Origin of the sequence: Enterococcus nangangensis (assembly GCF_005405245.1) — a bacterium.
GTDB lineage: Bacteria > Bacillota > Bacilli > Lactobacillales > Enterococcaceae > Enterococcus_J > Enterococcus_J nangangensis.
In genome coordinates, this window is sequence record NZ_BJDR01000040.1 from 1 (window position 1) to 10,566 (window position 10,566).

General features: G+C 40.7%; 13 protein-coding genes and 1 other annotated feature. Of the genes, 5 read left to right on the top strand and 8 right to left on the bottom strand.

From position 1 onward, the window contains the following. Nucleotides 1-96 precede the first annotated feature (96 nt). Genes fni through FFM57_RS09520 form a run of 6 tightly spaced genes read right to left on the bottom strand, consistent with a single transcriptional unit; the run spans nt 97 to nt 5,733 of the window. On the bottom strand, nt 97-1,143 hold the full coding sequence (gene fni / locus FFM57_RS09495; RefSeq protein ID WP_137600282.1) for a type 2 isopentenyl-diphosphate Delta-isomerase: 1,047 nt from the start codon (nt 1,141-1,143) through the stop codon (nt 97-99). Then, nucleotides 1,133-2,212 carry a phosphomevalonate kinase gene (locus FFM57_RS09500; RefSeq protein WP_137600283.1) on the bottom strand — a complete coding sequence of 360 codons (1,080 nt, stop codon included), beginning with the start codon at nt 2,210-2,212 and terminating at the stop codon, nt 1,133-1,135. Before FFM57_RS09500 ends, fni begins: the two co-directional genes overlap by 11 nt. Next, nucleotides 2,205-3,197, bottom strand: a complete 993-nt coding sequence (gene mvaD / locus FFM57_RS09505) for a diphosphomevalonate decarboxylase (protein ID WP_137600284.1) — start codon at nt 3,195-3,197, stop codon at nt 2,205-2,207. Before mvaD ends, FFM57_RS09500 begins: the two co-directional genes overlap by 8 nt. After that, entirely contained in the window at nt 3,194-4,117 is a 924-nt protein-coding gene (gene mvk / locus FFM57_RS09510) for a mevalonate kinase (RefSeq protein WP_137600285.1), read from the bottom strand. The genes mvaD and mvk overlap by 4 nt, the downstream gene beginning before the upstream one ends. A gap of 9 nt (nt 4,118-4,126) precedes the next feature. Next, the gene (locus tag FFM57_RS09515) at nt 4,127-5,482 is read right to left on the bottom strand and encodes a tripartite tricarboxylate transporter permease (RefSeq protein ID WP_137600286.1); all 1,356 of its coding nucleotides are present in this window, start codon (nt 5,480-5,482) and stop codon (nt 4,127-4,129) included. After that, entirely contained in the window at nt 5,479-5,733 is a 255-nt protein-coding gene (locus FFM57_RS09520; RefSeq protein WP_371851257.1) for a hypothetical protein, read from the bottom strand. The genes FFM57_RS09515 and FFM57_RS09520 overlap by 4 nt, the downstream gene beginning before the upstream one ends. A gap of 175 nt (nt 5,734-5,908) precedes the next feature. Here FFM57_RS09520 and FFM57_RS09525 point away from each other — a divergent pair, with 175 nt between their 5' ends. Then, the gene (locus FFM57_RS09525) at nt 5,909-6,562 is read left to right on the top strand and encodes a deoxynucleoside kinase (RefSeq protein ID WP_137600288.1); all 654 of its coding nucleotides are present in this window, start codon (nt 5,909-5,911) and stop codon (nt 6,560-6,562) included. A gap of 105 nt (nt 6,563-6,667) precedes the next feature. On the opposite strand, the gene FFM57_RS09530 is transcribed toward FFM57_RS09525, so the two are convergent. Next, complete coding sequence (locus FFM57_RS09530; protein ID WP_137600289.1) at nt 6,668-7,291, bottom strand: pentapeptide repeat-containing protein; 624 nt, start codon at nt 7,289-7,291, stop codon at nt 6,668-6,670. A 179-nt stretch (nt 7,292-7,470) separates the two neighbouring features. Beyond that, nucleotides 7,471-7,597, top strand: a sequence feature (ribosomal protein L20 leader region). Between the two features lie 26 nt (nt 7,598-7,623). Here FFM57_RS09530 and infC point away from each other — a divergent pair. From infC to FFM57_RS09880, 4 genes are all read left to right on the top strand, one after another. Then, nucleotides 7,624-8,145: a translation initiation factor IF-3 gene (gene infC, locus FFM57_RS09535; RefSeq protein WP_137600290.1), complete on the top strand. Its 522-nt coding sequence runs from the start codon at nt 7,624-7,626 to the stop codon at nt 8,143-8,145. A 49-nt stretch (nt 8,146-8,194) separates the two neighbouring features. Continuing rightward, nucleotides 8,195-8,395, top strand: a complete 201-nt coding sequence (gene rpmI / locus FFM57_RS09540) for a 50S ribosomal protein L35 (protein WP_137600291.1) — start codon at nt 8,195-8,197, stop codon at nt 8,393-8,395. 65 nt (nt 8,396-8,460) lie between these two features. Then, complete coding sequence (rplT, locus tag FFM57_RS09545) at nt 8,461-8,820, top strand: 50S ribosomal protein L20 (RefSeq protein WP_137600292.1); 360 nt, start codon at nt 8,461-8,463, stop codon at nt 8,818-8,820. Nucleotides 8,821-9,022: 202 nt separating this feature from the next. Next, on the top strand, nt 9,023-9,184 hold the full coding sequence (locus FFM57_RS09880) for a hypothetical protein (protein ID WP_170999961.1): 162 nt from the start codon (nt 9,023-9,025) through the stop codon (nt 9,182-9,184). 268 nt (nt 9,185-9,452) lie between these two features. Here FFM57_RS09880 and rsgA read toward each other — a convergent pair whose 3' ends face one another. Beyond that, nucleotides 9,453-10,406 (bottom strand): ribosome small subunit-dependent GTPase A, encoded by a 954-nt coding sequence (gene rsgA, locus FFM57_RS09550; RefSeq protein WP_137600293.1) that lies wholly within the window; start codon nt 10,404-10,406, stop codon nt 9,453-9,455. Between the last annotated feature and the right edge of the window lie 160 nt (nt 10,407-10,566).

Here is a 10,566-nt window from a genome sequence, read left to right on the forward strand (position 1 = left end):
AAAACACCTAAAGCAGACTTGATATCTACTTTAAGTGTTCCATTTTCAGACCTATCAGTCCGATTTGACAAAGAGCCGTTTTTTTTAAACATATATTCAGCTATCCGAAGGCAAAAACTTAGGAAGCTGTTGCTGATAATTATTGATTTTTTCACTGAAAAGTAATGGTAACCCTTTTAGTTCGGCGGTGGTGGTGACTCCCAATAAAACGTAGAGATGGCGCAATTGTTCTTGATAACCTTGCAGTAAGGCCAAAGTAGCTGGCAAACCATCTTCTTTCATTAACGTCGGCAGTAGTGTGCCGGCAATGGCTGTAGCATCGGCTCCTAACATCAATGCTTTCACCATGTCTATTGGTTGTCGAATGCCACCGCTGGCTGTCACTTTAAAAGAATGGGGGACAGCGGCTACGTTGAGTAAGGATTCCACCGTAGATAAACCATAATCTGTTAGATAACGATATTCATGTTGCACACGCCGCGCATTTTCAATGGCAATAAAGTTAGTACCGCCGCGGCCAGAAACATCGACATATTCCACACCGGCTTCAGCTAAAAGGGCTAGCGTTTGTGGGCTCATGCCAAAGCCTGTTTCTTTGACTAAAACAGGTAGATTTAATTGTTCTTGGATGAGGGCGATATTAGACAGCCAGTCGTTAAAGTTGCGATCGCCTTCTGGCATCACTAGTTCTTGCGGTAAATTTAAATGAAGTTGCACCCCATTGGCTTGTAGGGCATCCACACCTCGTAAAACTTTTTCCACCGAACTATCGGCAGAAAGATTGAGCCAAATAAAACCCTGTGGATTTATTTTCCGCGCGATGCGATAACTTTCTAGCAATTCGGGATCTTTCAAGCCCGCGCTGAGGGAGCCTAAAGCCAGCATTAAATCCAATTCGCGACTAATGATCCCTAACCGCTCATTGAGGCTACTAGCTAAGGCCGAACCACCAGTCATGGCATTGAGATAAAAAGGACTCGTTAAAGTCAGTTCACCAAAATTCGTAGTGAGGTCCACCTTGTTAGTGCTGCTCCCGGCTTTAGGAAAGGAAGAAGCAACGAGACGCACTTCATCAAAATCATTGGGCATGGTTTTCAGCTGTTGACTACGGGCATTATGGAGATGCTCGTCTTTACGATTCATGCTGTTCTCCTTTTTCATAGACACTGAGGGGCAAAGCGTGGATACCTACCTCTTGCCAAGCGGTGAGTACGGGTTGAATATCTTGCTGCTGTGAGAAAATAGCAATGCCACAATCACCACCACCAGCACCGGAAGATTTCGCCGCACCACCAAAATCATTGGCGATATTAATCAAGCGACTAAGGGCAGGCGTCTCAATGACGACATTCGTTAAGTTGCTTAATTCTTGGAGTAACGTCCGATTCACTTGCAGCTGTTCTTGCAATTTTGTAAGGTCTTGCGTCTGAAAAGCATTAATCAGGGCACTGACACAAGCATTGCTCTCTTGCACAAATTTTTGATAGGCTTTTTTTGCTTCACTTTTTTGAACGCGATCCACTAAGTTGGCCGTGGAAGCAGGCGTACCCGTCCAACCAATTGCTAAACGTAAATCGCAAGGAGGGGTTAAAGCTTCAATTTGTAAACCCGGCCAAACAATCGTCAATAATTGTGTCAGGGATAATTGTTTTTGCTGAGCGGCCACCCAATCTTGTTGGAAGGTAGAAAAAGCAATCCAACCGCCATAGACACTAGCCGCTACGTCGCCACAAGAGCCGTTATTTTGGATGGAGAGGTGCGCTAAAGCAGCGAGTTTAAATAAAATCATCGGCGTATAGGGCAAATTATAAAACTGGCACAAGGCTTCGACAGTAGCTACGGTTACCGCGCCACTGGATCCTAGACCATATTTTGTGCCACGACCGTTATCTAAACCAGAAGTAACTTTCAAATGGAAAAATTTTAAATCTTGATGTTGTTCTTTGGCGTATTGTTCCACCATATCAATGGCGGCTAAAATGTAATGAAAGGGATTATCGCGTTTATCTAAAACTAAAGCGTCATTTTCTCGCGTAAAAAAGACGGGGTAATTGCCAAATTGGGCCGACTGAATGGAGCCATTTTCTTGGGATTCTTCTACGGTGACGGTGACAAATTGATTCACCGCAATAATCACAGCAGGATTACCAGGTTCCACTACGGCATATTCCCCGGCGATGTATAACTTACCTGGGGCAGAAACTTCAATCATGGTTAAACTCCTTTACCAATTGGATTCCTTTACCAGGAAATGCTACCACGATTTTGTCTTCAGGAAAAGTCTTTCTCGCTGCTCCTAAGAAAGCTTTAAGATTTTCCTGTTGTAATAAGACCTTGACGTTGGGACCAGCATCCATGGTGAAGTAGCAAGGAAGACCTTGGGCACGTTGTTCTTGCACTAATTGCATCGCTTTTAAGCTGTCAGGTTGCCAGTAGGTAAAAGGTGGCACGGCACCTAACACGGTAGCATGCATTTTCATGGTGTTGCGTTCCATCGTCTGTCCCACTAATTCAAAATCATTCGTGGCAATCCCTTGGCGCATGTCAGTTAAATCTTTTTCAATCGTCGCCAGCCAGCCGGGGTAAAAAACGGAAGTGTCGACGGTGCGCTGCATCCCATCACGGGAAGAAATTTTCTTTTCTTGACTATCTACCAACAAGAAAACCATCGCTAAAGGCCAAGCACTTAAATCTTCTTTTAAGGAAACGGCGTAACTATTCGTATCGTCCGTTCCTTTTTGCCATTCAGCAAAACCGCCGTAAATACTACGACTCGCTGAACCACTACCGCGACGAGCAAAGCGGGAGAGACTTACGGCATCTTGCGGTAAGTCTAAAGCTACCGCACAAGCTCCAGCTAAAGCCGCCATCCCGGAAGCCGATGAAGCTAAACCGGCAGCTGTTGGAACGTGGTTTTCACTGATGACTTGCGCTTTGGTGGTAATGCCGGCGTGTTGGCGCATCAAATCAAGAAATTGAAAAACTTTTTTGCCATGTTTTTCATCTTGGAGGACATCATTAAGAATAAATTGATCGGTCGTTAAATGGGAATCAAAGGTTACTCTTGTTTCACTATAAAAAGCATCTAACGTCAAAGAAATTGAATTGTTTTGCGGAATCATGAGGACTTGGTCTTTTTTGCCCCAGTATTTAATTAAAGCGATATTTGTATAAGCGCGTGCCTGTCCTTCCATTATCTCAACTCCCTAAAGTCTTGGTTCCAGGTGGGATATCCTGCATGTTGTAGTGCATGTTGTAGTGTTTGAACTTGCTCTTTGGTGCGGGTAACAAAAATAACACAACCGCCGCCACCACCACCGGTTAATTTTCCCCCCAGCGCCCCATTTTTTAAACCTAAAGTCAGCATGTCCTCGATTGTGGGACTGGAAACCCCTAATTGTTTTAAATAAGTTTGCGCCGTATTCATCGTTGCGGCTAGGAGAGATAAATTATTTTGTTCTAACGCTTTGCGGGTGTCTTTCGTTAAATCACCTAGAGCGTTAATTGTTTTTTTTAGCTCAGGCTTTGCTTTTAAAAGCTCTGCCACGTGAGCAACGGTTTCTTTTGTGCGGCCCTTTAAGTTGGAATCGGCGACGACTAAAAAGCCGGCAATGTTTAAAGGAAACTCTTCAAATGGTGCCCCTTTGATAAAATAAAGAGGGCGCAAGCCACTGGTTGTTGCTTGATCAATGCCACTGGGATTACCATGGGCGATATGTTCCGCTACGTCAGCTAAATTTTTTAAAAGGTCTAAAGAGAGGGGTTCTTTTTGATAATCAAACAGCGCGCGAATCACAGCATTAGCCACTGCCGCTGAAGAACCCATGCCACGTTCTGGCGGAATAGAGCTAGTAATTTTTATTTTAATAGGTTCTGTTAACATTAATTTTTCTTTTGCCACGTGAAAGGCGGCGATGATATTTTTTAGACTGCTAGGTGCAAACTCTATTGGGCCATCGTAATAAATGCTTTCCAAGGCATCTTCGTAGTTGCTTTCCGCTGTGACGACAACTTTAGTGCCTAAAAAGGGAATAGCAATGGCGGGTTCACCGTAGACTACCGCGTGTTCCCCCATTAAAATAATTTTGCCCGAAGCTTTTCCAATACCGATTTTCATGAAATCCTCCTAAAAGACCAATAATTTCAACAACTCAGGGGCAGCATATAAAATCATAAACTGCACACCGTAGTTGACCCCTAACTGATTTAGCGTACCACAAACAATCCCTACAAGTAAAACCCCAAAAATATTTAAGAGACCGCCATCCATCACCGCTAATAATAAAATAAAAGCTACAAAAATGCCCAGAATCGCTTCATGGGGAATTTTTTGTAAGACAAAGACGGTAATTTTTGCCGCATAGCGCATGGCAATATAATAAGTAACGATGGAAGCTAAGACCGTCCCAATTAAAATAGCCACCACAAATTGTTGCGTGGTTAAAATGTGATGCAAATTGTGCTCTAAAGTAAAGACCGGTGGGGCGTTAAATAAAGCATTGGCCGGTCCAACTGCAACAGGGGACAAGGGAATACCCAAGGCGATTAACGGAATAATGACGCCGGATAAATACGTGGCATGACTTAATGCACTCATGGTGGTAACCGCAAGCTCAGCACGCTCTATCGGTTCTTTGGCTTGTTTACTGCTGGCTTCGCCTAAAAGAATCGTTAAACCCACCGGTGATAAGACAAATAAAAAATTGGCGATTAAAGAAGCAACTAAAGCGTGCAGTCCTTCTTTTTTCGTTAAGGTTTGCAAAGGATGAAAGAGATTCTCTTTTTCTGAAACGGTACTGACGACCACCTCACGAATGGCATAGCGTGGGCGATCCTGATTCATTTTTTTATTTAAAAGTTGCAGTAAGCTGATGATTAAAGGGCCAATGGTAATCCCTAAGAAAAAAGAAATTGTAATGTTTTTTTCTTGTGGCACGACACCTAAATCCCAATAGACACTGCGGAGACCTTGGAATAAAAGGGCTAAGGGGACCATGCTTAATAAAGCTAAAATTTTATTTTTGCCAATCAGGGCTAGAAAAATTGCGCCTAAAATAAAGAGCCATGCGGAATAACTTTTAATGTTTTCTGCTAAGGGCGCCAACAAATTGCCTAAAAGAAGACTTGTTGGCACCGCGACTAGTGTTCCTAAAAGCGAGCCGGTGGCCATTTTTTTGATGCTAGTGGCCGCTAATCCTTTTTCTTTTAAAAAGAGGGCGTGTTCAATCATTGGCGTGGACATCACGCCACCAGGCAAACCCACCAGTGCGGTGGGGATCGCGTTCATTAAGTTTAAAGTGACAATAGCCGCCATGAAAAAGGCTAAGACCACCATGGGAGGGGTACCGGCTAAAACCAAAGCTAACGTAACCGGCATCAAAACCGAAGTTTCATCCGTGCCGGGTACAAAACCGATTAAGGTATATAAAAGAATCGCCGCCAAACTGGCGATGATCATGGAAAAGATTAAAGAAAGCGTCATTTTTGCTCCTCCTGGTGTGTTGTGTCAGGAGGTGTCGCTGTTGTTTTGACGTGCCGTTTGGGCGTGATCAGCAGCGTAATGATGATAAAACCTACAACCGCACCGCCTAAGCCAAAAAATAATTGGCTGGTGGTATTTTTCGGGGCAAAAAAATAAGCCCCCAAGGTGCAAAGAGAAGAGACGCTGAGACTAAGTAATAAATCTTTTTGGGAAACGAGGTCGCCCCAAATTTCAATTAAATCCTTTTTCAAAAAAATCATCCTAACAAGCATAGAATTATCATTGCTTTCCTAGTTTACCTTAACTTACGAAAAAAATAAAATTCCTTTCGTTAATTTAAAAAAAATTTACTAGACTAGCTGCGTTTGACAGGTGATTTACAAACGTTTATCATAGGAACGCACATACTTTTGAGGAGGAATTCCCGTGATTGTTTTAGCCGGAACAATTGGCGCTGGTAAATCGAGTTTGACCCAGATGATTGCCGATTATTTGCACTGCCCTGCCTATTATGAAGAGGTTGAAGACAACAAAGTCTTACCCCTTTTTTATGCTAACCCCCAGCAATATGCTTTTTTGCTGCAAATTTATTTTTTAAATAAACGCTTCGATAGTATTAAAGTTGCTTCTAGCAAAGAAAATGCCGTCTTGGATCGTTCCATCTACGAAGATTCCTTGTTGTTTGGTTTGAATGCTGATTTAGGGCGCGCTTCAAAAGAAGAAGTGCGGGTTTATAATTCATTACTGAAAAATATGATGGAAGAGTTACCCTATACGCCTTATGAAAAAAATCCGGAGCTACTGATTCATATTAAAGTCTCGTTTGAAACCATGATGGAACGGATTATTAAACGTGGCCGACCTTTTGAACAATTAGAGTTTGATCCCAGCTTGCGGGAATATTACTACGAATTAAATCAACGTTACCGCGCCTTTTATGAAAATTACGAAGAAAGTCCGAAGCTGGAAATAGATGGCGACAAATATAATTTTGTGGAAGACGCCTCAGCCCGGGCCATTGTTTTACAAATGGTAGCAGACAAACTTGCTGAAATTCGTCAGGAAGCTAAAGAAGCTTAAACTTAAAGGAAGTTGTGCGAGGAGTTGCTATTGGCACAATGTTCATTCAAAAAAAGGTCGACCCGTTTGTTTGCGGGGCCGATCTTTTTTTAGGTTATCCTGCCGTCAGTCTTCCTTTAATTGAAATCCCAGCAGTTGGACAATCGTTAAAGCTTGTAACGGGCTGATGATTAAGCCGCGACTTTTGGCGGCGGTAAAGTTTAAGCTAGAAAAAGTGGCGGTGGAAAAATCTAAGCCAGTTAAACTAGTTTCTAAAAAATTACTACGTTCTAATTGGCACGTTTCAAAGGACAACTTTTGCCAAGCCACATCAAAAAAATCCGCTTCTGTTAAATTACACGTCAAAAATGCGACATAGTTGAGTTTGCCGTAGCTAAAGCTAGCATAATCTAATTGACAGTCGATAAATTGTACGTCGGTTAAATAGCTTTCACTTAAGTTAAAACCAGTTAGGCGGCAATTTTTAAAAATTACTCGTGCTAAGCTGGCGCCTAACCATTCGCTATTGGCTAAGTTGACATTTTCCAACACGACATCACTGAGTTGAAGTTGCGTTTGCTGGCTATTGGCCCAGTCAAGTTTACTGAAAGAAGAAAACTTAATATCTAAATTGTGGTAGTCCCCTAAAAGGTCAGTGGTAAAGGCACATCCTTGATAACTTTCTTCATCCGTCAAGGGAGCCGGTGGTAAAAGGTGGAAGGGGATTTTCGGGGCTTGAATTTTTTTCATCTGCTGTGCTCCTTTTGAATTTTCTTTTATTATGACTGAAGCGTAATTTTTTGCAAGGGCTCACTAGCGACTGGTTGTGCCCGCGTCCAATAAGTCTAGTCCCGATAGAAATTTTCTAAAGAGTTAAGGGAAAAAAGCTTGACAGTCAAAAGCCCACTTGCTATACTTAACGAGTTGAGAAATCAAAGCAGAAGCACCCGCTTCTCGCCTGAGGAAATATCTTCCTGGGCTAGATATAGAAATTTTTCCTTCGTGGAAGTTTCTTTTGGCGGGTTCTAATTTTAGAACTCGTTTTTTTCTGCCTTTTTTTCTCTCAAAATACTTGGAGGTGAATGACCATAGCAAAGGATATGATGGTAAACGACGGCATTCGTGCCCGGGAATTGCGTTTGATCGGCGATGACGGCCAGCAATTAGGAGTAAAGACCAAAGCTGAAGCCTTAAAGATTGCTGAAAATGCGAACTTGGACTTAGTTTTAGTAGCCCCTACAGCCAAACCACCAGTTGCTCGTATTATGGATTACGGGAAATTCCGTTTTGAACAACAGAAGAAAGAACGGGAAGCACGTAAAAATCAAAAAGTGATTAACATTAAAGAAGTACGTTTAAGTCCTTCCATTGACGTCAATGACTTTAATACGAAGTTGAAAAACGCTCGTAAATTCTTGGAAAAAGGCGATAAAGTTAAAGCTTCTATTCGCTTTAAGGGTCGTGCCATTACCCATAAAGAAATTGGTCAAAGAGTCTTAGACAAACTAGCTGAAGAAACAGCCGATTTAGCCACGGTGGAACAAAAAGCCAAAATGGACGGTCGCTCAATGTTTCTTGTGTTAGCTCCAAAAGGCGACAAGTAGTTAATAAACGGGCCTTGTGCTCATATCGATTTTGAGGAGGAAAACAGTCATGCCAAAACAAAAAACACACCGCGCATCAGCAAAACGCTTCAAACGTACTGGTGGCGGAGGATTAAAACGCGGTCGCGCCTTTACAAGTCACCGTTTCCACGGAAAGACTAAAAAACAACGCCGTCAATTGCGTAAAGCAAGCATGGTGTCACATAGCGATTACAAACGTATTCGTCAGCAATTATCACAAATGCGTTAAGCATTTGTCTCATCGCTTGAAAAAAGCAATTGAAATGAACAATGAAATCTTAGGAGGAATTAACCATGGCACGTGTTAAAGGTGGCACAGTAACCCGCAAACGTCGGAAAAAAGTGCTTAAATTAGCAAAAGGGTACTACGGTTCCAAACATACCCTATTTAAAACAGCAAAAGAACAAGTAATGAACTCATACTACTACGCATTCCGGGATCGTCGTCAAGTAAAACGCGACTTCCGTAAATTATGGATTGCGCGGATTAATGCAGCAGCTCGCATGAATGGCTTGAGCTACTCTAAATTAATGCATGGTTTAAAACTTGCTGAAATCGATATTAACCGCAAAATGTTAGCTGAACTTGCTGTCAATGATGCAGCAGCTTTCACTACTTTAGCAGACCAAGCAAAAGACGCCTTAGCTAAATAATTGTCTAACTCAAAGACTGAATCCTCACTATGATTAGTGGGGATTTTTTTGTTTAGTTATTTCATGTTAGAGATATCAAATTAACGAGTTACTGAAGGAAACGTTGTAGGATTAAATTAATTCAATGAAATAAAGTTACGAAAAGTGTAAAATCAAGGAACAATTAAATAATATCTACTTGCAGAATTGGAGGGGAAATTAGATGATTAAAAAAGAAGATGCTTTAAAAATCACAGAGAAATATGACGGAAACTACGCTACTTTTCAAAAAAATGCTTCGCGCAAAGAATTCCGTACAGTTTTAAAATATGTTGCTGAAGAAGCTAACCGTAAGCAACGAAAGATAGCGGGATTAGATAAATAATTTTTGCTGAAGTATTGTGGGCAAGTTCCTTAGCTAAATAATCGTCTAACTCAAAAAATGAATCCTTACTATGATTAGTGACGATTTTTATTGAAATAAAAATCGCCACCTTAAACAAGGTAGCGAAAGTTGTTAGTTATTAATCCTCAAAATGAAAATTCGAAAGATAGAGCGTTGCTTAGTTATAAAGTTACAAAGCTAAATTCGACTGCAATTCATTTGAATTAAAAGGCTTAATATTTAAGAACAAGTTGGATCTTGAGGTAATTTACAATCGCCAACTAGGTCTTCTTTTAGATAATAGCTCCAATTTGTTTACGTTATACTGATATCTGTCTAAAATTTCTTGTTCTAAAATACCATCTTTAACAGCTGCTTTTACAGCACAATGGGGCTCGCTCGTATGAGTACAATTGCGAAATTTACATTCTAGCGCGAGTTGTCCAATTTGATCAAATAAGACATTTGAATCGATAGAGTGATTACTATCAATACCTTTAAATCCAGGCGTGTCAACAATACAATAATTCATTTCAGGAACAAAAATAACGAAACTACTCGTGGTGGTGTGCTTACCTTTTCCATCTTTTTTTACATCATTTACTTTTGCAACATACTGATCTTGGATTAAATTTAAAACAGTTGACTTTCCCGCCCCGGAAGTGCCAATAAACATCCCGGTCTTACCAGGAGATAACATTCCTTTTAGTTGTTCAATAGAGCTCTCATCATAGACACTGATGGGTAACAAATTAATTTGCGGGTATAATTGTTGAATATTTTTTACCAGATTATGGTAATCGCGGTAGAGATCTTTTTTGCTCAAAACAATTGTAAGTTCAACTTTTTCTTGGGAAAATACCAGTACATATCTCTCGATTTTGGAAAGAGCAAAGTTTTTATCTAGGGGTACAAAGATAAAAATTTGCTGGATGTTTGTGGCTAAGACTTGTTCAGAATCAGAAAAATGGTAATTTTTAGCAGTAACATTGCTAGACTTACTGATAATCGTTTCACGAGAAAATAATTCTAATTGGGTAATCTCATTACCCTCAGCTTGATATTTAACAAAATCACCGACATAAAAGAGCTTGTTGGCTTTCTTTTTATTAAATTTTGAAATGGTCTCGTCGGGGAAACCAAGTAGATATTCTGCGCGATTTTCAGAAATAATTCGAGCGACATTGTTTTCTTTATGATAGATTCCAAAAGCATTATTCATCTATAATTAAATTATCCTTTCAAAAAACAAAATTTTTATCATATTATAGCATACACTTCTAGAAAGTATAGAGCATGTCAATATTAGTCAAGTCCATAATCCTGTGTAAAAGTTTTGATACAATGCTGACTCTGAAATAGATGGTGAGCTTGTAATAGTT

What these genes read in the sequence shown, in the direction of transcription:
- fni (WP_137600282.1), bottom strand. Translation starts at nt 1,143, where the DNA reads ATGAATCGTAAAGACGAGCATCTCCATAATGCCCGTAGTCAACAGCTG.
- FFM57_RS09500 (WP_137600283.1), bottom strand. Translation starts at nt 2,212, where the DNA reads ATGATTGAAGTTTCTGCCCCAGGTAAGTTATACATCGCCGGGGAATAT.
- mvk (WP_137600285.1), bottom strand. Translation starts at nt 4,117, where the DNA reads ATGAAAATCGGTATTGGAAAAGCTTCGGGCAAAATTATTTTAATGGGG.
- FFM57_RS09515 (WP_137600286.1), bottom strand. Translation starts at nt 5,482, where the DNA reads ATGACGCTTTCTTTAATCTTTTCCATGATCATCGCCAGTTTGGCGGCG.
- FFM57_RS09530 (WP_137600289.1), bottom strand. Translation starts at nt 7,291, where the DNA reads ATGAAAAAAATTCAAGCCCCGAAAATCCCCTTCCACCTTTTACCACCG.
- infC (WP_137600290.1), top strand. Translation starts at nt 7,624, where the DNA reads ATGACCATAGCAAAGGATATGATGGTAAACGACGGCATTCGTGCCCGG.
- rpmI (WP_137600291.1), top strand. Translation starts at nt 8,195, where the DNA reads ATGCCAAAACAAAAAACACACCGCGCATCAGCAAAACGCTTCAAACGT.
- rplT (WP_137600292.1), top strand. Translation starts at nt 8,461, where the DNA reads ATGGCACGTGTTAAAGGTGGCACAGTAACCCGCAAACGTCGGAAAAAA.
- FFM57_RS09880 (WP_170999961.1), top strand. Translation starts at nt 9,023, where the DNA reads ATGATTAAAAAAGAAGATGCTTTAAAAATCACAGAGAAATATGACGGA.
- rsgA (WP_137600293.1), bottom strand. Translation starts at nt 10,406, where the DNA reads ATGAATAATGCTTTTGGAATCTATCATAAAGAAAACAATGTCGCTCGA.